Here is a 21443-nt window from a genome sequence, read left to right on the forward strand (position 1 = left end):
TATCCTTTACTCCAGCGTGATACCGACATCGCGGATGATGCGGCTCCATTTGTCGCGGTCGCTCTTCAGCACCGCGGCGAAGGCCTCCGGCGTGCCGCCGACCGGCACCAGGTTCAGGTCCTGCATCTTCTTCGCGATCTCCGGCATGCGCACGATGCGCGCGACTTCGCGCGACAGTGCCTCGACCCGCGCCTTCGGCACGCCTGCCGGGAACAGCAGGCCCATCCACGCATCCGGCTCGAAGCCCTTGTAGCCCGCCTCACGGAAGGTCGGCACCCTGGGCAGCAGCGCCGAGCGCTCCGCGCCCGCCATGGCCACTGGAATCAGCTTGCCGCCCTGCAGCAGCGCCATCGCCGTGCCCACCGGAACAAAGCCGATCTTCACATGCCCGGCGGCCAGGTCCGTGACCAGCGGCACGCCGCCCTTGTAGGCCACGTGATCCATCTGCAGCCCTGCCTCGCGCTTGAACAGTTCGCCCAGGATATGGCCGGTGGTGCCGGCACCGTAGGAGCCGTACGGGTACTTGTTGGGATTGGCCGTGACCAGCGCCACCAGTTCCGGCAGCGTGCGCGCCGGGAAGTCCGGCGACACGGCCAGGATCGTCGACGAGATCGCCACCTCGCTGACCGGCGCGAAATCGGCGATCGGGTCGTAGCCGATGCGCGGGTACAGCGATGGGTTCTGCACGTGCGCGGTAAAGGTCAGCAGCGCGGTGTAGCCGTCCTTCGCGGCGCGCGCAACGTGCTTGGTGCCGGTGGTGGTGCCAGCGCCCGGCTTGTTGTCGACGATGACCGGCTGGCCCCACGTCCTGGTCAGTTCCTGACCGATCAGCCGGGCGACCGCGTCGTTGACATTGCCGGCCACCGACGGCACCACGATGGTCAGCGGCCGCGACGGAAACGGTTCGGCGTCGGTGGCGGCATCGGCGGCGTGCGCAATGTTGGCGAACGCGGCCAGCACGATGGCGGGCATGGCGGCAAGCAGCCGCGAGCGGATGGTCGGCATGGTTGGTGTCTCCTGTTGGCTCCCTTCTGTGATGCCCGCCAGCGCCGGCGATGCGAGGGATGCCAGCGCAGTCTATGGCACCGGCCGCGCCCCGCCGATTCCCGCGCGGCGCGAGGCGAGTCCTGGCAGGCATCGCGCGGCGCGTCATCAGCCCCCTTGCCTTCGCAGGCAGGGTAATCCCCCATGTCGAGGTGCCGCCTCGCTGGCTACCATTTGTTGAAACTTTCAACTATCGAATTTTTCATCGAATCATGCGCAGCCCGCTACGGCTCAAGACCGACTACATCAATATCCTGCTCGACCAGGCCGCGGAGCGCACGCGCGAGCGCGGCTCGCGCGTCTACGAGGCGAGGTTCGGCATCTCGCTGCGCGACATTCGCCTGCTGCGCATGATCGGCATCACCCCCGGTATCACCATGGGCCAGTTGGTGCAGCAGTCTGCCATCGAGAAGACGCTGGCATCCAAGCTGGTCGGCGCGCTGGTGAAGCAGTCGCTGGTCCAGCGCGAGATCTGCGCCGAAGACGCGCGGCAGGTGCGCCTGTCGCTGACCGACGAAGGCGCCGACCTGGTGCGGCGCGCGGAGCCGCTCGGCATCGAGCTGGAATCGCGCTTCCTGTACTGCCTGACGCCGGAGGAGATCGACACCCTGCGCGCCACGCTGCTCAAGCTGATCGACGCCGAATCCGCCTCGCGCGACGCCTTCGAAGCGTCGATGGCCAGGTTGCAGAAGCAAGCCGCCAGGTCGGAGTGAACCGGCCGCCTTCCCGTTCGCCTTCCCGTTCGCCTTCCCGTTCGTCTTCCCTTCCCCCCACAGGTGATGATCATGATGTCTGCCACCCTGCTTCGCCATGCCGGCACCGCCGCGCTGTGCGCGCTGGCCTGGATTTCCGCCGGCAGTGCCAGCGCCGAAACGGTGCTGCGCACCGTGCCGTCTTCGGACCTGAAGATCCTGGACCCGGTCTGGACCACCGCGAACATCACGCGCAACCACGGCCTCATGATCTACGACACCTTGTTCGGCATGGACGAGAAAGGCGTGATCCGGCCGCAGATGGTCGACAAGTACAGCGCCAGCGCCGACAACAAGACCTGGACCTTCACGCTGCGCCCCGGCCTGAAGTTCCATGACGGCGCGCCTGTGACCGCGCAGGACGTGATCGCGTCGCTGACGCGCTGGGGCAAGCGCGACGTGCTCGGCCAGCGCATGTTCGAGGCCATGGCGAGCCTCACCGCCGAGGGGCCGTCGACCGTGCGCATGACCTTCCGCCAGCCCTTCGGCGCGGTGCTCGACGCACTCGGCAAGCCCAGCCCGCTGGCGCCCTTCATCATGCCCAGGCGCGTGGCCGACACGCCCGCCGACAAGCAGATCGACGATCTGACCGGCTCCGGCCCCTTCACGCTGAAGAAGGAGGACTACCGCCCCGGCGACCGCGTGGTCTACCGCCGCAATCCCGCCTACGTGCCGCGCAAGGAACCGGCGTCGGGCCTGGCCGGCGGCAAGGTCGTGCATGTCGACCGCGTCGAATGGGTGTTCCTGCGCGATCCGCAAACCCAGGTCAACGCGCTGCTCAATGGCGAAGTCGATATCGTCGAGACCGTGCCGGCATCGCATTACCCGCAGCTGCGCACCGACAACCGCGTGCAGATGGTCGACATCATGCCGGCCGGCCCCTTCACCGTGATCTACAACCACAAGGTGCCGCCGTTCAACGACGCCCGCGTGCGCAAGGCCGCCATGCTGGCCATCAACCAGGAAGCGATGCTGCGCGCGCAGGCCACCTATCGCGACTTCTACAAACCGTGCACCTCGGTCTACCTGTGCGGCTCGCCGTATGCCAGCGACCAGACCGGGTTCTTCACCGGCAAGCCGCAGTTCGAGCAGGCGCGCAAGCTGCTGAAGGAGGCCGGCTATGACGGCAAGCCGGTGGTGATCATGCTGCCCGGCGACGCGCCCGCGCTGAGCCGTTTGCCGGTGGTGTACGGCCAGCTGCTCAAGCAGGCCGGCTTCAATGTCGACGTGCAGGCTACGGACTGGAGCACGCTGATCACGCGCCGCACCCGGAAGGACCTGCCCGAGAACGGCGGCTGGAATGCCTTTATCACCTTCTGGGGCGGCGTCGATGCCAGCAGCCCCGTCACCTACAGCCCGCTGACCGGCAATGGCGACCGCGGCTATTTCGGCTGGGCGGAAGATGCAGAACTGGAAGCGCTGAAGACGCGCTTTATCGAGACGGCCGATACGGCCCAACGCAAGGACCTCGCCGCCAGGATCCAGCTGCGCGCCATCGAGAGCGGCGTGCTGGCGCCGGTCGGCGAAGGCAAGGCGCCTACCGTGGTGCGCCGCGGCGCCGTCAGCGGGCTGCTGCCCGCGCCGGCGGTGCTGTACTGGAACGTGCGCAAGCCATAGCGCAGACAGAGGCATCGGTAGCCGACCGATTACCTGCTCCCTTTCCCGCTTGCGGGAGAGGGTTGGGGAGAGGGCCGGCTTATCGACGAAGTACAGGCCGTTGGTATGCCAGTGCATGCCCTCTCCCCCGGCCCCTCTCCCGCAAGCGGGAGAGGGGAGAAAAAAAATCCGCTCTCCCCCCAACGAGGCTAGTCCATGATGAATTTCCTGGTCCGCCGCAGCCTGGCCACCGTGCCGGTGCTGGCGGTGGTGGCGGTCATCGTCTTCCTGCTGCTGCGGCTCACGCCCGGCGATCCGGCCGCGGCCATCGCCGGCGATGCCGCCAGCGCGCAGGACATCGCCCGCATCCGCATGCAACTTGGCCTGGACGAGGCGCTGCCGCGCCAGTTCGTCCACTGGATCGGCCAGGTGCTGCGGGCCGACCTGGGCTACTCCTACTACTACAAGATGTCCGTGACCACGCTGATCGCACAGCGGCTGGAGCCGACCCTGTCGGTGGCGGCGCTGACCATCGCGCTGACCGTGCTGGCGGCGGTGCCGCTGGGCACGCTGGCCGCTTACCGGCGCGGGCACTGGGTCGACCGCATGGTGATGGGCGGCTCGGTGCTGGGATTCTCGCTGCCAGTCTTCGTGGCCGGCTACCTGATGATCTGGCTGTTCTCGCTGCACCTGGGCTGGTTCCCGGCACAAGGCTACAAGCGCCTGGCCGATGGCGTCGGGCCGTGGCTGCACAGCCTGGCGCTGCCCTGCGTCACGCTGTCGGTGATGTCGTGCGCGCTGGTGGCGCGCGTGACCCGCGCCGCGGTCGCCGAGGCCCTGACCGAGGACTTCGTGCAGACCGCGCGCGCCAAGGGCATCCCGGAGTGGCGCATGCTGACGCGCCATGCGCTGGCCAATGCCGCGGTGCCGATCGCGACCGTGATCGGCCTGAGCGTCGCCGGCCTGATCGGCGGGGTGGTGGTGACCGAGACCATCTTCGCCATTCCCGGCGTCGGGCAGCTCACCGTCGATGCGGTGCTGTCGCGCGACTACCCGCTGATCCAGGGCATCACGCTGTTCTTCTCGGTGTCCTACGTGGTTATCAACCTGCTGGTGGACATGAGCTACCTGCTGCTCGATCCCCGTATCCGCTACTGAGAGACGCCCCCATGACTTCACTCACCACCGCCATCGAGACCGCCGCACCCGCGGCTGCCCGCCGGCCCTCGCGGCTGCGCACGGTACTGGGCAACGGCGCCGTGCGCGCCGGCGGCGCCATCCTGCTGCTGATGCTGTTCCTCGCCGTGGCCGCGCCCTGGCTCTACACCATCGATCCCAACACCATGGACCCGGCCAGCTCGCAGCTCGCACCGGGCACCCGCGCCGAGATCATGACGCTGGCCGGCGATACCTTCGAGCGCCTGTTCCTGTTCGGCACCGACAGCCTGGGCCGCGATATCTGGAGCCGCACGCTGTACGGCGCGCGCGTGTCGCTGGCGGTAGGCGTGTGCGTGGCCCTCGCGTCGGTGGTGCTCGGGCTGGCCGTGGGGCTGGTGTCGGGCTATTTCCGCTGGCTGGATGGCCCGGTCATGCGCGTGATGGACGGCATGATGGCGATCCCCGGCATCCTGTTCGCGATCGTGCTGGTGGCCGCGTGGCGGCCCAGCCTGCTGACGGTGATCGTGGCCATGACGGTGCCCGACACGCCGCGCGTGGCGCGGCTGGTGCGCTCGGTGGTGCTGTCGGTGCGCGAAGAGCCCTACGTCGAAGCCGCCATCGCCCTCGACACGCCCGCGTGGAAGCTGATGCTGCGCCATATCCTGCCCAACACCATCGCGCCGCTGCTGGTGCAGGGCACGTTCATCTGCGCCGGCGCGATGCTGGTGGAAGCAGTGATGTCCTTCCTCGGCATCGGCCTGCCCACCGACATCCCCACCTGGGGGAACATCATGGCCGAGGGCCGCGCGCACTTCACCTCGCACCCGCATAGCGTGCTGCTGCCCGGCGCGTTCCTGGCCCTGACCGTGCTGGCCGTCAACATGCTCGGCGACGGCCTGCGCGACACCCTCGACCCCAAGTTCAACAAGCGGAACGGATGATGATGGCAGCCAACCCCACCACGGCGGCGCACGCCTCTGCGCCCGCCCTGCGCGTGCAAGACCTGCGCATCGACCTGCCGCCCGGCGCAGACCGGCCCCACGCCGTACAAGGCGCTTGCTTCGACGTAATGCCCGGTGAAGTGGTCTGCCTGCTGGGTGAATCCGGCTCTGGCAAGTCGGTGATCGCGCGTGCGGTGATGGGTCTGCTGCCCGAAGGCCTGCACGTTTCCGGAGGCAGCATCGCGCTATGCGGCGAAGACCTGCTGGCGGCATCGCCGGCACGCCGGCGCGCCTTGCGGGGCACCGGCGTGGCGATGGTGTTCCAGGAACCGATGACGGCGCTCAACCCCGTGATGCGCTGCGGCGCGCAGGTGGAGGAAGTGCTGGCGCAGCACACCGCGCTCAGCGCGGCGCAGCGGCGCGAGCAGGTGTTCTCGATCTTTGCGCGCGTGCGGCTGCCCGATCCCGAGCGCATCTATGACGCCTATCCCCACCAGCTGTCCGGCGGCCAGCGCCAGCGCATCGTCATCGCCATGGCGCTGATCCTGCGCCCCGCCCTGCTGGTGTGCGACGAGCCCACCACGGCGCTCGACGTCACCACGCAGGCCGAGATCCTGGCGCTGGTGCGCGAGCTGCAGCATGAACACCGCACCGCGGTGCTGTTCATCACGCATGACTTCGGCGTGGTCGCCGACATTGCCGACCGCGTGGTGGTGATGCAGCTGGGCCGCCAGGTCGAATGCGGGCCGCGCGACCAGGTCTTGCGCCGTCCCGAGGCCGACTACACGCGCATGCTGCTCAATGCCGTGCCCGGGCTGGAGCCTGCACGCCGCCCCCCGGACACCGAACGCCCATTGCTGCTGGACGCCAGTGCGATCGGCAAGACGTACACCTCGGGCGCATGGCCTGGCCGCCGGCGCGTGGTGCAGGCGGCCAGCGAGGTGTCGCTGCAGGTGCATGCCGGCGAGACCGTCGGCATCGTCGGCGAATCCGGCTCCGGCAAGTCCACGGTGGCGCGCTGCATCGCGCGGCTGATCGAGCCCTCGGCGGGCGAGATCCGCATCCTGCCGGCGCAGCCGCGCGGGCTGTCGCGGCGCGCGCAGCTGTCGGCATTTCGGCGCGCCGTGCAGGTGGTGTTCCAGGATCCCAACCGTTCGCTCAACCCACGCCGCACCGTCGGCCAGTCGATCGTCGAAGGCGCGATCAACTTCGGCGCCACGCCCGCGCAGGCCTGGGAACGCGCCGAATCGCTGATGGAACTGGTGCGGCTGCGGCCCGACGCATTGCACCGCTATCCCAGCGAGTTTTCCGGCGGCCAGCGCCAGCGGCTGTGCATCGCCCGCGCACTCGCATGCGAGCCACGCGTGCTGATCGCCGACGAAGCGGTGTCGGCGCTCGACGTCTCGGTGCAGGCGCAGATCCTGAAGCTGCTCGCCGATATCCAGCAGCGGCTCGCCATCGGCATCCTCTTCATCACCCATGACCTGCGCGTGGCCAGCCAGATCTGCGACCGGCTGATCGTGATGCACAAGGGCCGTGTCGTCGAGCAGGGCCCCACCCGCGACGTGGTGCTGTCGCCGCGGCAGGACTACACCCGCGCGCTGCTGGCCGCCGCGCCGGGACGCGGCTACCGCTTCGGCGAAGCGTAAACATCGCCACCCAAAGATTCCCAGGCAGTTGCCACCCACAACGGACAACAACATGAACCAACCGCTCTACGCACTCAGCGCCGTCGAACTGACCCGCTATTACCGCCAGCGTGAATTGTCTCCGGTCGAGGTCGTGCAGGCCGTCCTCGACCGCATCGGACAATGGGAGCCCACCATCGGCGCCATGTACCTGGTGCATGCGCAGCAGGCGCTGGACGCCGCCCGCGCCGCCGAAGCGCGCTGGCTGGCTGGCACGCCCTGCGGCGCGCTCGACGGCGTACCGGTGACGCTGAAGGAGAACATCGCCACGCAAGGCACGCCGACGCCGCTGGGCAGCGCCGCCACAGTGCTGGCGCCGGCGCCCGCCGACGCCCCGGCCGCCGCGCGCCTGCGCGAAGCCGGCGCGATCGTGGTCGGCAAGACCACCATGCCGGACTTCGGCTTCCTCGGCGCGGCGCCGTCGAGCTTCCATCCGCTGACGCGCAATCCGTGGAATCCGGCGCGCAATACCGGCGGCTCCAGCTCCGGCGCGGGTGCGGCGGCAGCGGCCGGCTACGGCCCGATCCACCTCGGCACCGATATCGGCGGCTCGGTGCGCATCCCCGCCAGCTTCTGCGGCGTTTTCGGCCTCAAGCCCAGCCATGGCCGCGTGCCGGTGTATCCGCCGGCGGCGGCGCGCGTGCTCGGCCCGCTCACCCGCACCGTGGCCGACGCCGCCCTCGCCATGCAGGCGATCGCCCGGCCCGACGCGCGCGACTACATGAGCCTGCCGCCGCACGATCTGCCGTGGGACCGGCTGGCGTGCGATGTACGCGAGCTGCGCATCGGCCTGTGGCTGGAGCCGGCCGGCGGCTGGCAGGTCGATCCCGAAGTGCAGGCCGCGGTGCTGGCAGCCGCGCGCGTGTTCGAGCAGGCCGGCGCCGTGGTCGAGCCGGTGCGCGACTGGACCACCATGGACATGCGCATGGGCATGGCGCACTTCTTCACCATGCGCTGCCGCGTCGACCTCGCCGCGATGCCGCCGGAACGCGCCGGCCTGGCCGCGGGCTACATCCGCAAGGCCGCGGACTTCGCGGGCGCGCTGACGCCGGAGCAGACCTTCCAGGCCTTCACGCGCATGCAGCAGCTGCGCGAGGCCACCGTGGCCGCGACCCAGCCCTATGACTTCGTGATTTCGCCGGTGTCGCCGGTGTTGCCGTTTGCCGCCGACGCCATCAACAGCGGTGGCGACCTGCCGCTGAAGGACTCGCACTTCACCGCGGTGTTCAATCATTCCGAGCAGCCGGCGGCTTCGATCCCGTGTGGCTTTGCCGGCGACGGCATGCCGATCGGCCTGCAGATCGCCGGCAGGCGCTTCGACGACCTGGGCGTGCTGCAGCTGGCGCACTGGTTCGAACACGCCGTCAGGCTGCGGCCGCAATGGCCGCAACCTCAGCCGCAACCGCAGCCGCAACCGCAGCCGCAGCCGCAACCGCAACCGCAGCCGGCGGCAGGCTGACGCCCGCGCGGCGGCCCGTGGCCGTACCGGCGCTACAATGGCCCGCTCCGCCCCTGCGCGCCCATGCCCGGTACGTCCCATGCGATTCGAGGATCTTGAAGCCTTCCTGGTAGTCAGCGAACACGGCAACCTGCATCGCGCCGCCGACACGCTCGGCATGACCCAGTCCGGCCTGTCCAAGACGCTGGCGCGGCTGGAGGGCGAGGCCGGCATGCCGCTGTTCGAGCGCACGCCACGCGGGCTGGTGCCGACCAGCGTCGGCAAGACGCTGCTGGCGCATGCGCGCAAGATCTCGCTGGCGGCAACCGACCTGCGCAATGAGCTGGCGGAGCAGCGGCTGGCGCGCGCCGGCACCGTGCGGCTCGGCGCCATCCCCTACCTGGTGCCGTCGCTGCTGTCGCCGCTGCTGGCCCAGTTCTTCGTCAGCCGCCCGCTGGCGGTGTTCTCGATCGAGACGCACCTGAGCGCGCGCCTGATGGCTGTGCTGCAGAACGGCGACGCCGACCTGATCCTGGCGGCGCGCCCGGCCAGCGTGCCGGAGGATATCGACTGGCTGCCGCTGGGGCCGCTGACCATGCAGATCGTCTGCCGCAGCGCGCATCCGCGCCGCGACGGCTTCCGTACGCTGGCCGACCTGACCGAAGAGCGCTGGGCGGTGCCGGCCAGCTCGCTGTACCTGCGCCAATGGCTGGAAGAACGGTTCACCTCGGTGGGCCTGCCGCCGCCGCGCGTGGCGGTGGAAAGCACGGCCTCGCCGGTGGCGTTCGGCGAGTTGCTGCGGCACTCGGACCTGCTCGGCATCATGCCGCCGCGCATCCTGAAGCAGGCGGAGGGACAGGGGTTGCAGGCGATCGCCGGGCCGGGCATGTCGTGGCAGCACGAACTGGCGGTGCTGTGGCGCGCCGGCGGCTACCTGTCGCCGATCTGCCAGGACTTCCGCGACGCGGTGGTCAAGTGGTGCGAAGAGATGGAAATCTGAGGGAGCGGCGGCTCAGGGCACCCACCAGTAACGGGTGAGATGGAAGAACACCGGCGCGGCGAACACCACCGAGTCGAGCCGGTCCAGCATGCCGCCGTGGCCCTGGATCATGTGGCCCCAGTCCTTGATGCCGCGGTCGCGCTTGATCGCCGACATCACCAGCCCTCCCAGGAAGCCCATCAGCGCGATTACCAGCGCGATCAGGCCGGCCTGCCACGGCGTGAACGGCGTGATCCACCACAGCGCCGCGCCCAGCGCAGTGGCGCTGGCGACCCCGCCGACAAACCCCTCCACCGTCTTCGACGGCGACAGCAGCGGCGCGATCTTGCGCCTGCCGCACAGCTTGCCCCACACGTACTGCAACACGTCGCTGCCCTGCACCACGATCACCAGGAAGGCGATCAGCAGCAGGTTGCGGCCCTCGAAGCCCGGGATCGGCAGCGTCAGCAGCGCCGGTACGTGCGAGATGCAGAACACGCAGATCATCACCGCCCACTGCACCCCGGCGCAGCGTTCCAGGAAGCGCGTGGTCTCGGACGACAGCGCCGCCAGGATCGGCAGGAACAGGAAGGCGTAGACCGGGATCAGGATCGAGAACATGCCGTACCAGCCGGTGTAGACCAGCACGTACTGCAGCGGCAGGAACACGAAGAACGCGGCGGCGATGGCGCGGTGGTCGCCCCGGCGCGTGGTGGTGATGGTGACGAACTCGCGCAGCGCAAGGAACGACAGCAGGAAGAACAGCACGATCACCGCGGTGCGCCCCAGCGCGAAGGCCACGCCCATGATGCCGATCATCCACCACCAGGCATTGACGCGCTGCGCCAGGTTGTCGATCACCGCGTGCTGGCCGCCGCCGGCCACGCGCCAGCGCAGCAGCGCGGTCACGGTGGAGGCGAGCAGCAGCACCGCAAAGAGGCCGCCGAACAGCAGCCAGGTTTCATGGCTCCAGTGCAGGGTGGGCGTGGTCGGCATGGTCATCAGTCCAGTTCGGGGGCAAGCGCGAGCAAGCCGTCGCGGCAGCGGGAAAGGAAGCTCTCCTTGTCTTCGCCGTCGGCCACCAGTACCGGCCGGCCGAAGGTCACGGTGCACAGCAGCGGCACCGGCACGACCTCGCCCTTGGGCATGACGCGGTTGAGGTTGTCGATCCAGACCGGCACGAACTCCACCGCCGGGCAGGCGCGCGCCAGGTGGTAGATGCCGCTCTTGAACGGCAGCAGCCGCGCCTCGGTGGTATTTCGGGTGCCCTCGGGAAACAGGATCAGCGAATCGCCACCCTCCAGCGCGCCGCGCATCAGCGCCACCGGATCGCTGCCGGGATCGCTATGGGTGCGGTCGATCAGCAGCGCGCGGAACACGTCACGGCCGATAAAGCGCCGCAGCGGCGAGCAGTCCCAGTAGTCGGCTCCCGCCACCGGACGCGTGCCGGTGCGCAGGTCGGGCGGCAGGCAGCCCCAGATCAGCACGAAATCGCCATGGCTGCTGTGGTTGGCAAAGTACACACGCTGCACCGCGGCGGGAAAGCAGCCCTGCCAGTTGGCGCGCATGCCGGTCAGCAGGCGCGCGAAAGCGATGATGGCGTGCGCGGTGGCACGGGCGACCCACATGGTGTTTTTCACCTCAGCAGCAAGATCAACAGGGACAGGCACAGCTGGAGCGCGGCCAGTAGCGCGCTGGCGCGTACCAGCCGCATCGCGCCGCGTGCGCGTTCGCGCAACGGACGGCCAGCGCGGTCGGGCGTGATCCAGCCCAGTCCGGTCAGCGCGCCGTCGAGGCCGGCCAGGTCCGCCTGGCCGTCACGGTCGGCCGACGCGGCCAGCGCGTCGAACAGGCGCCGGTCGATCGCCACGCGCAGCAGCAACCATAGCTGAGCCAGCGCCACCAGCAGCGGCAGTGCAGACAGTGCGGGACTGGCAGACAGCCATGCGGAAGCCAGCGCGAAGGCCAGCCCGGCCACGCCGATCCAGAACGCACCGGACAGCGCGCCGGTGACGGCATGCGCGATCCAGGCATCGGTGGTACCGCAGCGGGCGGCGTCAGCGGCCATCGGCAGCCTCCGGTGCCGGATACTGGTCCAGCCACGCCTGCAGCGCCGCGGCGTGCTCGCGTCCCAGCACCACCGCAGGCCGGTGCGCGCGCAATGCGGCCAGCGCCGCCGGAGCGGCGCGCAGCCCCTGCCGGCGCGCCATCCACGCGGCGGCCACCAGCGCGCTGCGTGAATAGCCCAGGGCGCAACTCACCAGTATCCGGCGCCCCTGGACGTGCCACGCGTCGAGTTGCGCCACGGCCTGCTCCAGTTGCCGCGCGGTTGGCACGGTCAGGTCCAGCACCGGCACGCAGCAATAGGCCAGTCCGGGACCGGTCGCGGCGCGCGGCAGTTCGGCGCTGAGGTCGAGCACGGCATCGGCGCCCAACGCCCGCAACTCGGCATCGGTCGGGAAGCGGCCGACCCAGACGCCGTCGGCGATGCGGCTGGCCTGCGGCGCGCGCCGTGTCCACCAGCGCGAATTCAGGAAGGCGCCGAACAGGTAAGGCGCCAGCACCCAGCGTGCCGCCTGCGCCATGGTGCCGTCGGCGTTCTTCTGGAACCACGCCGGCGCGGCCAGCGCGTAGAGGCGGGCGACGCAGGCCAGCGCCAGCGCGGCCCACAGCAGCAGGAAGGCCAGCGTCACGGATGCTCCCACCGCCAGCACCGCGCACAGCAATGCGATGACGACGCCAAGTGCGTACCGCCGCGAAAGCTGCCGGGTGCGCGCATCGGGCAAGCCCGCCGCAACGCCCGGCAACTGCATCGGAAACAGGTAAACGCACAGCCAGCCAACCAGCGCCCCGGTCGGCACGTCGATCAAGTGGTGCTGCCACGTGGTCAGCACCGACACACCGATCAGCGCGAACCAGCCATGCAGCAGCCAGCGCCAGCCGCCGCGCAGGTGCGCCGCGTACGCTGTCCACAGGATCACCAGCAGGCTGATATGCAGCGACGGCGCCTGGTTGAACGGCAGGTCGAAGCCGCCCAGCAGCGCGAACAGCTGGCCAGGCAGCCCGTCCGCTTGCGGCCGCTCGAAGCTGAAGCGCAGCGGGAACGCGATGAAGCACGCGACCGACACCAGCTGCGCCAGCACCAGCCGCTTGACGTGCGTGACCAGCGCCGCGCGCGTGCGCCACAGGAAGAAGGAGATGCCATACAGCAGGTCGATCGACCAGTACGGGATGATGGTCCACGGCACGAACGGGATGCCGCGTTCCCAGCCGAAAAAGACCGACGGCACCTGCGCGCGCTGGCTCGCGAGCCAGTTGGCAAAACCGTAGCTGGAAAAGAAAAACGCGCCGGCCAGCGCCAGCAGCAGGAAGGCCAGCCCCCAGGGGCGCTCGCCCCGGGATGCCGCGGCAGCGGCTCCGGCGGGCAGCGTGCTCATGCTTCGCGCCTGCGCGCCAGGCTGACGGTGAAGATGCCCCACGGGTCGATGCGCTGGGTCACCTTGTCGAAGCCGGCGGCGCGCACCAGCTCGTCCATCTCGGCCTGCGAACGGCGGCGCATCACCCAGGCGGCGCCGCCACGGTGGCTGGTCAGCGCGCGGGCGATGAATTCGAGCTGCGGATGCCAGGGCTGGCCCGTGTAGACCAGATAACCGCCCGGCGGCACCGCGCGCGCCAGGCCTTCCAGCGAGCGCCGCACCATCGCGTTTTCCGGGAACAGCTCGTACAGGCCGGACACCACGGCCAGCGTCGGCGCCGGCATCAGCGCTGCCAGGCTGTCGGCGTCGAAGGCATCGCCCTGTTCGAAGCGGGCAACCCCTTGCAGTCCCTTGGCCGCGATCAGCGCCCTGCCCTGTTCGACATTGAGCTGGCTGTAGTCGCGCAGCAGGATCGATTCCACCGCGGCCGCACCACCGTCCAGCGCGCCCAGCGCCTCCAGCACATAGCGCCCGTGCCCGGCGGCGATATCGACCATGCGCACCGGCATGCCGGCCGCGCGTAGCCGCCGCACGGCCTCGGCGATCAGCGCTTCGGCGTGGACCTTGCGCTGGCGGATGCCGCGCCAGCCGATGGCGCCGAGGTATTGCTCGTCGGCCAGCCGGCCCAGCCGGCCTCGGCCCGAGGGGGTATTGCGGTAAACGTAGTCGAGCGTCGAACCCGAGTCGAAACCCGTCTCATGCCCCAGCCGCACGCCATCCGACAGCATGCCACCGAGCTTCAGGTTGGCGCGCGCCGCGCGCCAGTACCAGGCCGCCAGCCCACCCGGCGCCGACGCCAGCCGGTCCGATTCTTCCCGGAACGGGCCGATCTGGTCGGCATCCAGCAGCGAACGCGGCCGTGACGGCGTGTCGAACTCGCGCACGATAAAGCGTCGCGCCGCATCCACGGCCAGCTTGCGGTCGCGCTCGCCCAGCGTGTCGTGGAAGAAGCCGTCCAGCACGATGCGTTCCTTGGTGCGCGCGCCCAGCCGCTCGTAGAAGCGGTCCTGCGGCCCGCGGTGCACGACCCAGTCGGCGCCGGAGATCAGCAGCTGCGTCGGCACCGTGATCGCGGCGGCATCGGCGACGATGCGTTCCGCGGTCTCGTACAGGTCCAGCAGGATATTGACCGCGATCGGCCGCGTGATCAGCGGGTCGGTGTCATAGCCGGCAATGCGTTCGGGATCGTGCGTCAGGAACTTCGCCTTGACGTAGCTGTTGACGAAGAACCTGCCGCGCAGCCGGTGCATCAGCTTCAGCCCCGGCCGCGCGAACGGCACGTACAGCTTGACCTTGAACGCGGGCGAGGCCAGCACCAGCGCGCGGATCGGCGGCGCGTAGTCGTGCACCCAGGTGGCGGCCAGCACCGCGCCGACGCTTTGCGCGACCACCGCGGTGCGCTCCAGCGGGATGCCGTGTGCGTCGGCGATATGCTGGGTAAACGTCTGGATGTCGCGCACCGAATCCGCCAAGCTGGGGCTGTAGCCGCGCTCGCCGGGAGAGCGCCCGTGGCCGCGCGCGTCCCAGGCAAAGATGTCGTATCCGGGCAGGTTCAGTTCGTCGGCCAGGTGGGCGACACGGCCGGAATGCTCGTGGCCGCGGTGGAACAGCACCATGGCGCCGCGCGCCGGGCCCTCCACCGCCGGCCAGTGGCGGTAGAACAGCGCCTGGCCGTCATGGGTCTGGAAAAGCCGCTCCTGCGGCTGGCGGATAGCGGCTCGGTCCATGGGCTTAGCCTGCGGTGAGGGCACGCGCCTCGGCAACGCCGCGGCGCACGCGATTGGCGATGGTGTACATCGACAGCAAGGACAGCGCCAGCCACAGCCAGGAAGCGGCACCATTGAAGCCAAGGCCGAGCCCCGCCCACAGCGCGATGGCCCCGACCGCGAAGGCACGGTCGCTCTTGCCAAGCGGACCGTCGTAGCGCCGGCTGGCGCCGGCAAGCGGCCCGATCAGGCCGGCGGCCTCGACCATCACCGCCAGCAAGGCAAAGGTGCCGACCTGCGCCAGCCCGAAATCCGGCAGCGCCGCCAGCGGCAAGATCAGCGCCAGGTCCGAGACGATGTCGCCGAGTTCGTTGAGGTAGGCGCCAAGCGCGCTCTGCTGGCCGTGCTCGCGCGCCAGCATGCCGTCGATGGCGTTGAGCGCCATGCGCAGGAACAGCCAGAGGGGAAACAGCAGGAACAGCGCCGCGGTTTCGGCCACCAGCATGCCGGTGGCGGCAAGCACGCCGACCGCGAGCGAGCCGGCGGCCGCGGCCACGGTGACCTGGTTGGCGGTGGCGCCGCGATGGGCCAGGTCGTGCACCACCGGGCGCAGCCATGCCTGGAACCTGGGCTTGAGTTCGTAGAGCGTCATCGCGCCGGCCTCCCCGCCGAGCTGATGCCGGAAGCGGCGCCGCGCGCCTTGCCGGGCCCGGCGCGTGCGCTTTTGCCGCTGACCGGCCGGGATACCCCTTCCGTCTTGTTCTTGGTGGTCGTGTTGTCCTGCCTGCCCGGGGCCGCGGCTGGCAGACAGCTGTCGCTGCTGCCGCAGCGGTGCCTTTGACGGCACTCTACAGCCAAGCCCGAGACATTACCAGAAGCGGCTTACGCCCTGTATTGATGGATTTCGAATGCGAGATGCGCCCCGCTCAGGCCCGCCCAGGCCCCCTCAGGCCGCGGCCAGCGTGCTGCGCACGGCGTCGGTCACCTGCGTCACCACGCCGTCGCGCCAGTCGTCGGCATCGCCATAGAAGGCCTGCCACATCGCCTGGCGCACCAGCGCGCGCTGGTTCTCGTCCGCCTCGGGATGCTGGTGCAGCCAGTGGTCGCCGCGCAGCGCGTCCAGCACCTCGCCCACCGGCAGCGTGCCGAATTCCAGCGCGATGCCGGCATAGTCGACGCCCGGCAACGTCTGCGGCACCGACTGCCAGGCCAGTCCGGTCAGGTTGGCCGAGGTCGACGAACCGTCATAGATCGACGTCACCCGGCTGCCCCAGATCGCACGCGTGCGCGTCACGGACTCGGGCGTGTCCGGGCCCATGTGGATCGGCTCGCCATAGCCCCACGGCCCCAGGCCGGTGTGCACGTCGATCCAGCGCAGCGTCTCGCGCCCGGCGCCAAAGCGCGCCAGGATGCGGCACAGGGTGTAGTTGCTCCAGGTCGCCTTGGTGCCGCCGAAGAACATGCCCTCCGGGTCCTGGTACTGGCCGCCGCTCAGCGCGGCCTGGTACCACGCCATGCCGCGCTCGGCCACGGTCTTCATCAGCCGGGCCTGGTCCTCGCCCGAGGGCGGCCACTGCGCCGGCAGCAGCATCGGCGCGATCTCGGCATAGGGCGCGTTGTGCGGCAGCGGCTGCGTGAAATCCATGAAGTTGCGGTTCAGGTCGACGTTGTCTTCGTTGACCCGGCGCAGGTGCGAGAAGCCGTAAGGGTTGATGGCATGGACCAGCAGCAGGCTGGTGCCGGCGGCGGCGCAATCGGCCAGCAGCGCGGCGTCGTTCAGCATCGCAATCTGCGCACCCGAGCCGGCGAAGCCCTCGGCGCCATGCGTGCCGGAGGTGACCATCAGGCACTGGCGCGCGCCAGGCTGGCCCACCTGCGCCACGTCGATCGCCAGATCCTCGCCGGCGCTGCCGCGGCGGGTCGGGTGCGGGAACTGTGCCAGGTCAGCCCCGACCGCACGCGCGGCATCAAGGAATTTCTGGCGGGCTTCGGCGTAGCTGCGCGAAAAATGGCTCATGGCGTCACCGGCGGATGGCGATGCAGGCATTAGACGCCATTTCCGCCGGTCTTGCCAGCGGGGCTAGAACAGCGAGCCGGTCGGGTCGGAACTCGCCGGCGCCGGACTTGCCGCTTCCGCCTCCGGGCCCCAGATGCCGGGCGAAGTGAAGGCCTGCGGGTGCATCTCGATCCCCGCCGCGGCCAGCTGGCTGGCGGTCATCACCAGGTGGCGCGCCAGCCAGTCGTGCAGGCTGCGCAGGAAGCGGATGTTTTCAACGCTGTTGGACGCGGCGATCAGCCGCTCCAGCTTGACATGGGCGGTGTAGACGTCGAGCAGGTTGGTGGCACGCAGCCGCGGCGGCGTGCTGGGGGCACGCTCGATCGCCAGGATGCGGCGCACCTGGGCGCTGGCGAGGTCGCCGGTACGCAGGTATTGCTCGTAGATCGCCTCCAGCGCGGGAAAATGCACCGTGGGTTGCACGCGCGGCACGGCGGCCACCTTTTCCATGCGCAGCACCAGGTAGCGGATGGCGGCGAGGCGCTCGGCCGCCGCGGTTTCGGCCGCGCTGCGGCGTCCGCGCCGGGCGCCGGCGGGGATGGGGTCGGGCAAGGCCGTGCGCGGCACCACGTCGCGCTCGGTGTAGTCCGGCACCTGCTGCAGCAGCCCGGGATGCGCCACCGCGGCGCGCGCGCAGTCTTCGCCGAACGGGTACTCATGTCCGGCGGCGTCGCGCAGGATGTAGGCCTGTCCGTGGGGGAAACCGTGGTGCCGGCGGCTGTTGGCGCGCGCCTGGCAGCGGGTGTCCAAGTCGACGAAGTCCTTGCGTACGGGGATCCAGCCCCCGTCGTGTGCCTGGGTCATGCGGAATTGCGTAATGCTGGTTGGCTGCGGACCCGCTATTGTCGCCGATCCGCACGATCCGCCGCCCGCAGGCGCTACTTCAGCATGAACGACATCGCCGACAGGCAGTTGAGCATGCGCACCGCGGCCTGCACGGAATCGGCCTGGAAGCCCAATGTCACGCCGTCCAGGCGCTCCAGCGACGGCCACTGGCAGAACAGGTCGGCATGCGCCGGCGTCAACGTCTGCAGCCGGGCGCTCACCGGCGCGTCGAGCCGCAGGCATTGCGCCTGCGCGGCGGCGCGCACGCCCTCGGCCGCGGCCGCTTCGATCGCCTCGCGCGCAGCCGCCGGCGACAGCGTGGTGCCGCTGCCGAAGCCGCCGGCACGCTTGGTCTCGACAAAGCGCACCCACGGCATCAGCGGCCGGGTCTCGTGCACGAAGACATCGTCGCCACTGGCCATCAGCACCGGCACGCCCAGTTCCCCGGCCAGCGCGCCGTAGAGACCGGCCTCGCCCAGCTCCATGCCGTTGAGCCAGACCCGGGCAAAGGCGCTGCTGTTGATGGTGTGCGCCAGCACGCCGCGGCTCTGTGCGCGGCCGTGATAGCCGATCATCAGCACGCCGTCGGCGCCGTCCTCGATGCCGGCCATCATGCCGAGGTAGCGCGGCTTGCCGAGCACCAGCCGCGCGCGCGGGTCGATCTGGTCCGGCAGCAGGTTGCGAAAGCCGCCGTGCGAGTCGTTGACCAGCACTTCGGTGGCGCCGCCGGCAAAGGCGCCGGAGACGGCTGCGTTGGCCTCGGCGGTCATCCAGGCGCGGGCGCGCTCGTATTCGCCGTTGCCGGCACGGGTCTGCTCGGCGTGGAAGACGCCGGCGACGCCTTCGATATCGGTGGAAATCAGGATCTTCATCAGGCGGTCTGGCGCAGTTCTGGCATCACCTCCAGCAAGGCGCGGCGGGCATGGCCATCGCGGCCCTGCACCATCGCCGCATGCCAGAGCGCATGCACGATGGCCTGCTCGACACTATCCGCGGCGGCGCGGAACAGCGGATCAAGCAGCGCTTCGTGGAGCATGGCAACGGCGGGCATCGCGCGCCCAGCCTCATGCGGCACGGTATAAGCGGTCGAAAAAGCCAGCGCGATGTCGCCCGAGCCGTGCCCGAATACCGAGCCGGTACGGGCCAGCCCCGCTCCCGCGCGCAGCGACAGCCGGCGCAACTGGCGCGCGTCCAGCGGCGCGTCGGTGGCCACGACCATGATGATCGAGCCCTTTTCAGGCTGCGCCACCACGTCGGGCTGCGCCAGCCGCCGCACCAGTTCCGGCCCGACCAGCTTGCCCGCCAGCGTCAGCGACTCCGGCGTGCCGAAGTTGGCCAGCACCAGCGCGCCGACGCAATAGCCTTGCGCCATGCGCGATGCCGTGCCGATGCCGCCCTTGACGCCGAACGACGACATGCCGCGTCCTGCGCCGATTGCGCCCTGCGCGACATCCGCGCCGGCACCCGCCAACGCGGCGTCATGGTGGCTGCCGTCCAGCGCCATGCGCTGGATATCGTTCAGGTAGCCGTCATTGCATTCGAACACCAGCGGATTGACGGTAGGCCACGCGCGCCCGATCTCCGGGTTGGCGGCGACGGCGGCGCGGATCTGCGCCTGCGCGACGGCGCCGACCGAGAAGGTGTTGGTCAGCGCAACCGGCGTCTCCAGCACGCCCAGTTCGTCCACCTGCACCAGCCCCACGCTCTTGCCGAAGCCGTTGAGCACGGTAGCCGCCGCGGGCACCTTGTCGCGATACGGATCACCGCCGTGCGGGCGGATCACGGTCACGCCGGTCTGCACCGCATCCTGCGACAGCGTGCAGTGGCCCACGGTCACGCCCGGCACGTCGGCGATGCTGTCGCGCGGCCCTGCCGCCAGGCTGCCGATGCGCGGTATGCCCTGTGTCGGTGTCTGCATGGCTCAGCGGCGGTCGATCTTGGGATCCAGCGCGTCGCGCAGGCCGTCGCCAAGCAGGTTGAATGCGAGCACCGTCAGGAAGATCGCCAGGCTCGGAAAGATCGCCACGTGCGGTGCGGTCACCATGTCGGCGCGGGCCTCGTTCAGCATCGCGCCCCACTCCGGCGTGGGCGGCTGCGCGCCCAGCCCCAGGAAAGACAGGCTGGCCGCGGTGATGATCGAGGTGCCGATCCGCATCGAGAAATACACCACGATCGACGACACCGTGCCCGGCAGGATATGGCGCATCAGGATGGTCCAGTCCGACGCGCCGATGCTGCGCGCGGCTTCCACATAGGTCAGCCGCTTCAGCATCAGCGTATTGCCGCGAACCAGCCGCGCGAACGCCGGGATGCTGAAGATCGCCACGGCAAAGATCACGTTGGTCATGCCATTGCCCAGGATGGCGACGATGCCGATCGCCAGCAGGATCCCCGGGAAGGCGAACAGCACATCGGAGATGCGCATCACGATGCGGTCCCACCAGCCCTCGTAGTACCCCGCCAGCAGGCCCAGCACGGTGCCGATCAGCGCGCCGATGATGACCGACAGGAAGCCGGCCGCCAGCGAGATGCGCGCGCCGGCCAGGATACGGCTGAAGATATCGCGCCCGAGCGAATCGACGCCCATCCAGTGCGCAGCCGACGGGCCGGCGTTGAGCGCGTCGTAGTCAAAGAAGTTCTCGGGGTCGTACGGCACGATATGCGGCGCCAGGATGGCGACCAGCACCAGCAGCAGCACGAACACGCCGGCGCCGAGCGCCAGGTGCTGCTTGCGGAATTTGCGCCAGAACTCGGTCCATGGCGTGCGCACGGCCTCCACAATGGGAGCGGAGGGGGCGGTGGCGGGTGCCGCTTCGCTTGCGGCGGGCGTGGAAAGTTCAGTCATGCCGGCCTCACTTGTAGCGGATGGTTGGGTTGATCACGGTGTAGAGCATGTCCACCACCAGGTTGATCAGGATGAATTCGAGCGAGAACAGCAGCACCTCGGCCTGGATCACCGGGTAGTCGCGCATCTCGACGGCATCGACCAGCAGGCGCCCGAGGCCCGGCCAGTTGAACACCTTCTCGACCACGATCGAGCCGCCCAGCAGGAAGCCGAACTGCAGGCCCATCATCGTCACCACCGGGATCATGGCGTTGCGCAGGCCGTGCTTGGCCACCACCACCGTCTCGTGCACGCCCTTGGCGCGGGCGGTGCGGATAAAGTCTTCCTGCAGCACCTCGACGAACGAGGCGCGGGTAAAGCGCGCCATCACCGCCGCCACCGCGGCGCCCAGCGTGATCGACGGCAGCACGTAGTGCTTCCAGCTGTCGGCGCCGATCGACGGCAGCCAGCCCAGCTGCACGGAGAACACCTCCATCAGCAGCATGCCGAGCGCGAAGGCGGGGAAAGAAATGCCCGACACCGCCAGCGTCATGCCGAGCCGGTCCGGCCAACGGTTGCGCCACACCGCAGAACCGATGCCGATGGCCATGCCGAACACCACCGCCCACGCCATCGACGCCACCGTCAGCAGCAGCGTCGGCATGAAGCGGTCGCCGATCTCTTCGCTCACCGGGCGCTTGGTGCGCAGCGAATTGCCGAACTCGCCGCGGATCGCATTGGAGAAGAAGTTGACGAACTGCTCGGGCAGCGGCCGGTCCAGGCCCAGGTCCTTGCGCACCAGTTCGACCGTGGCCGAGTCGGCCTCGGGGCCCGCCGCCAGCCGCGCGGGATCGCCCGGCAGCAGGTGGACGAACAGGAACACCAGCACTGCCACGATCAGCAGCGTGGGGATCACGCCCAGCACTCGTTTGAGGAAGTAGTTCAGCATTGCACACCATG

The 21443-nt window shown here is 69.7% G+C and carries 20 protein-coding genes; 7 read left to right on the forward strand and 13 right to left on the reverse strand.

Going from position 1 to position 21443, the window contains the following annotated elements:
- Nucleotides 1-6: 6 nt before the first annotated feature.
- Nucleotides 7-1005: a tripartite tricarboxylate transporter substrate binding protein gene (locus CTP10_RS09030; protein WP_116320616.1), complete on the reverse strand. Its 999-nt coding sequence runs from the start codon at nucleotides 1003-1005 to the stop codon at nucleotides 7-9.
- Between the two features lie 251 nt (nucleotides 1006-1256).
- On the opposite strand from CTP10_RS09030, the gene CTP10_RS09035 reads away from it, so the two are divergent.
- From CTP10_RS09035 to CTP10_RS09065, 7 genes are all read left to right on the forward strand, one after another.
- Nucleotides 1257-1757, forward strand: coding sequence for a MarR family winged helix-turn-helix transcriptional regulator (locus CTP10_RS09035; protein WP_116320615.1), 501 nt, complete (start codon nucleotides 1257-1259; stop codon nucleotides 1755-1757).
- Between the two features lie 72 nt (nucleotides 1758-1829).
- Nucleotides 1830-3413, forward strand: coding sequence for an ABC transporter substrate-binding protein (locus CTP10_RS09040; protein ID WP_116320614.1), 1584 nt, complete (start codon nucleotides 1830-1832; stop codon nucleotides 3411-3413).
- A gap of 195 nt (nucleotides 3414-3608) precedes the next feature.
- Entirely contained in the window at nucleotides 3609-4550 is a 942-nt protein-coding gene (locus CTP10_RS09045; RefSeq protein ID WP_116320613.1) for an ABC transporter permease, read from the forward strand.
- 11 nt (nucleotides 4551-4561) lie between these two features.
- A complete protein-coding gene (locus CTP10_RS09050) occupies nucleotides 4562-5491 on the forward strand; it encodes an ABC transporter permease (protein ID WP_116320612.1) in 930 nt (309 codons plus the stop codon).
- Entirely contained in the window at nucleotides 5488-7140 is a 1653-nt protein-coding gene (locus CTP10_RS09055) for a dipeptide ABC transporter ATP-binding protein (protein WP_271815146.1), read from the forward strand. Before CTP10_RS09050 ends, CTP10_RS09055 begins: the two co-directional genes overlap by 4 nt.
- A 52-nt stretch (nucleotides 7141-7192) precedes the next feature.
- Entirely contained in the window at nucleotides 7193-8638 is a 1446-nt protein-coding gene (locus CTP10_RS09060) for an amidase (RefSeq protein WP_116320611.1), read from the forward strand.
- A gap of 79 nt (nucleotides 8639-8717) precedes the next feature.
- Nucleotides 8718-9617 carry a LysR family transcriptional regulator gene (locus CTP10_RS09065; RefSeq protein ID WP_116320610.1) on the forward strand — a complete coding sequence of 300 codons (900 nt, stop codon included), beginning with the start codon at nucleotides 8718-8720 and terminating at the stop codon, nucleotides 9615-9617.
- Nucleotides 9618-9629: 12 nt separating this feature from the next.
- Here CTP10_RS09065 and CTP10_RS09070 read toward each other — a convergent pair whose 3' ends face one another.
- The 12 genes from CTP10_RS09070 to gsiC all read right to left on the reverse strand — a co-directional run bounded on the left by CTP10_RS09070 (nucleotide 9630) and on the right by gsiC (nucleotide 21432).
- Nucleotides 9630-10592, reverse strand: coding sequence for a phosphatidate cytidylyltransferase (locus CTP10_RS09070; protein WP_116320749.1), 963 nt, complete (start codon nucleotides 10590-10592; stop codon nucleotides 9630-9632).
- A gap of 5 nt (nucleotides 10593-10597) precedes the next feature.
- Complete coding sequence (locus tag CTP10_RS09075; RefSeq protein ID WP_116320609.1) at nucleotides 10598-11224, reverse strand: lysophospholipid acyltransferase family protein; 627 nt, start codon at nucleotides 11222-11224, stop codon at nucleotides 10598-10600.
- A gap of 8 nt (nucleotides 11225-11232) precedes the next feature.
- The gene (locus tag CTP10_RS09080; protein WP_116320608.1) at nucleotides 11233-11664 is read right to left on the reverse strand and encodes a hypothetical protein; all 432 of its coding nucleotides are present in this window, start codon (nucleotides 11662-11664) and stop codon (nucleotides 11233-11235) included.
- Nucleotides 11654-13033 carry a phosphatase PAP2/dual specificity phosphatase family protein gene (locus tag CTP10_RS09085; protein ID WP_116320607.1) on the reverse strand — a complete coding sequence of 460 codons (1380 nt, stop codon included), beginning with the start codon at nucleotides 13031-13033 and terminating at the stop codon, nucleotides 11654-11656. Before CTP10_RS09085 ends, CTP10_RS09080 begins: the two co-directional genes overlap by 11 nt.
- Nucleotides 13030-14799 carry a bifunctional alpha/beta hydrolase/class I SAM-dependent methyltransferase gene (locus CTP10_RS09090; protein WP_116320606.1) on the reverse strand — a complete coding sequence of 590 codons (1770 nt, stop codon included), beginning with the start codon at nucleotides 14797-14799 and terminating at the stop codon, nucleotides 13030-13032. Before CTP10_RS09090 ends, CTP10_RS09085 begins: the two co-directional genes overlap by 4 nt.
- A 4-nt stretch (nucleotides 14800-14803) precedes the next feature.
- The gene (locus CTP10_RS09095; RefSeq protein ID WP_116320605.1) at nucleotides 14804-15430 is read right to left on the reverse strand and encodes a CDP-alcohol phosphatidyltransferase family protein; all 627 of its coding nucleotides are present in this window, start codon (nucleotides 15428-15430) and stop codon (nucleotides 14804-14806) included.
- Nucleotides 15431-15724: 294 nt separating this feature from the next.
- Complete coding sequence (locus tag CTP10_RS09100) at nucleotides 15725-16795, reverse strand: M14 family metallopeptidase (protein ID WP_116320748.1); 1071 nt, start codon at nucleotides 16793-16795, stop codon at nucleotides 15725-15727.
- A gap of 63 nt (nucleotides 16796-16858) precedes the next feature.
- Nucleotides 16859-17638, reverse strand: a complete 780-nt coding sequence (locus CTP10_RS09105) for a hypothetical protein (protein ID WP_116320604.1) — start codon at nucleotides 17636-17638, stop codon at nucleotides 16859-16861.
- Between the two features lie 74 nt (nucleotides 17639-17712).
- On the reverse strand, nucleotides 17713-18531 hold the full coding sequence (locus tag CTP10_RS09110; protein ID WP_116320603.1) for a M55 family metallopeptidase: 819 nt from the start codon (nucleotides 18529-18531) through the stop codon (nucleotides 17713-17715).
- Nucleotides 18531-19577, reverse strand: a complete 1047-nt coding sequence (locus tag CTP10_RS09115; protein ID WP_116320602.1) for a DmpA family aminopeptidase — start codon at nucleotides 19575-19577, stop codon at nucleotides 18531-18533. Before CTP10_RS09115 ends, CTP10_RS09110 begins: the two co-directional genes overlap by 1 nt.
- Before the next feature lie 3 nt (nucleotides 19578-19580).
- Nucleotides 19581-20504, reverse strand: a complete 924-nt coding sequence (gene gsiD / locus CTP10_RS09120) for a glutathione ABC transporter permease GsiD (RefSeq protein ID WP_116320601.1) — start codon at nucleotides 20502-20504, stop codon at nucleotides 19581-19583.
- A 7-nt stretch (nucleotides 20505-20511) separates the two neighbouring features.
- Complete coding sequence (gene gsiC / locus CTP10_RS09125; protein ID WP_116320600.1) at nucleotides 20512-21432, reverse strand: glutathione ABC transporter permease GsiC; 921 nt, start codon at nucleotides 21430-21432, stop codon at nucleotides 20512-20514.
- Nucleotides 21433-21443: the final 11 nt, after the last annotated feature.

Source organism: Cupriavidus sp. P-10 (assembly GCF_003402535.2).
Taxonomy (GTDB): Bacteria; Pseudomonadota; Gammaproteobacteria; order Burkholderiales; family Burkholderiaceae; genus Cupriavidus.

Excerpts from the sequence above, each read along its gene's own strand:
- CTP10_RS09030 (WP_116320616.1), bottom strand. The coding sequence starts at position 1,005 with ATGCCGACCATCCGCTCGCGGCTGCTTGCCGCCATGCCCGCCATCGTG.
- CTP10_RS09035 (WP_116320615.1), top strand. The coding sequence starts at position 1,257 with ATGCGCAGCCCGCTACGGCTCAAGACCGACTACATCAATATCCTGCTC.
- CTP10_RS09040 (WP_116320614.1), top strand. The coding sequence starts at position 1,830 with ATGATGTCTGCCACCCTGCTTCGCCATGCCGGCACCGCCGCGCTGTGC.
- CTP10_RS09045 (WP_116320613.1), top strand. The coding sequence starts at position 3,609 with ATGATGAATTTCCTGGTCCGCCGCAGCCTGGCCACCGTGCCGGTGCTG.
- CTP10_RS09050 (WP_116320612.1), top strand. The coding sequence starts at position 4,562 with ATGACTTCACTCACCACCGCCATCGAGACCGCCGCACCCGCGGCTGCC.
- CTP10_RS09055 (WP_271815146.1), top strand. The coding sequence starts at position 5,488 with ATGATGATGGCAGCCAACCCCACCACGGCGGCGCACGCCTCTGCGCCC.
- CTP10_RS09060 (WP_116320611.1), top strand. The coding sequence starts at position 7,193 with ATGAACCAACCGCTCTACGCACTCAGCGCCGTCGAACTGACCCGCTAT.
- CTP10_RS09065 (WP_116320610.1), top strand. The coding sequence starts at position 8,718 with ATGCGATTCGAGGATCTTGAAGCCTTCCTGGTAGTCAGCGAACACGGC.
- CTP10_RS09070 (WP_116320749.1), bottom strand. The coding sequence starts at position 10,592 with ATGCCGACCACGCCCACCCTGCACTGGAGCCATGAAACCTGGCTGCTG.
- CTP10_RS09075 (WP_116320609.1), bottom strand. The coding sequence starts at position 11,224 with ATGTGGGTCGCCCGTGCCACCGCGCACGCCATCATCGCTTTCGCGCGC.
- CTP10_RS09080 (WP_116320608.1), bottom strand. The coding sequence starts at position 11,664 with ATGGCCGCTGACGCCGCCCGCTGCGGTACCACCGATGCCTGGATCGCG.
- CTP10_RS09085 (WP_116320607.1), bottom strand. The coding sequence starts at position 13,033 with ATGAGCACGCTGCCCGCCGGAGCCGCTGCCGCGGCATCCCGGGGCGAG.
- CTP10_RS09090 (WP_116320606.1), bottom strand. The coding sequence starts at position 14,799 with ATGGACCGAGCCGCTATCCGCCAGCCGCAGGAGCGGCTTTTCCAGACC.
- CTP10_RS09095 (WP_116320605.1), bottom strand. The coding sequence starts at position 15,430 with ATGACGCTCTACGAACTCAAGCCCAGGTTCCAGGCATGGCTGCGCCCG.
- CTP10_RS09100 (WP_116320748.1), bottom strand. The coding sequence starts at position 16,795 with ATGAGCCATTTTTCGCGCAGCTACGCCGAAGCCCGCCAGAAATTCCTT.
- CTP10_RS09105 (WP_116320604.1), bottom strand. The coding sequence starts at position 17,638 with ATGACCCAGGCACACGACGGGGGCTGGATCCCCGTACGCAAGGACTTC.
- CTP10_RS09110 (WP_116320603.1), bottom strand. The coding sequence starts at position 18,531 with ATGAAGATCCTGATTTCCACCGATATCGAAGGCGTCGCCGGCGTCTTC.
- CTP10_RS09115 (WP_116320602.1), bottom strand. The coding sequence starts at position 19,577 with ATGCAGACACCGACACAGGGCATACCGCGCATCGGCAGCCTGGCGGCA.
- gsiD (WP_116320601.1), bottom strand. The coding sequence starts at position 20,504 with ATGACTGAACTTTCCACGCCCGCCGCAAGCGAAGCGGCACCCGCCACC.
- gsiC (WP_116320600.1), bottom strand. The coding sequence starts at position 21,432 with ATGCTGAACTACTTCCTCAAACGAGTGCTGGGCGTGATCCCCACGCTG.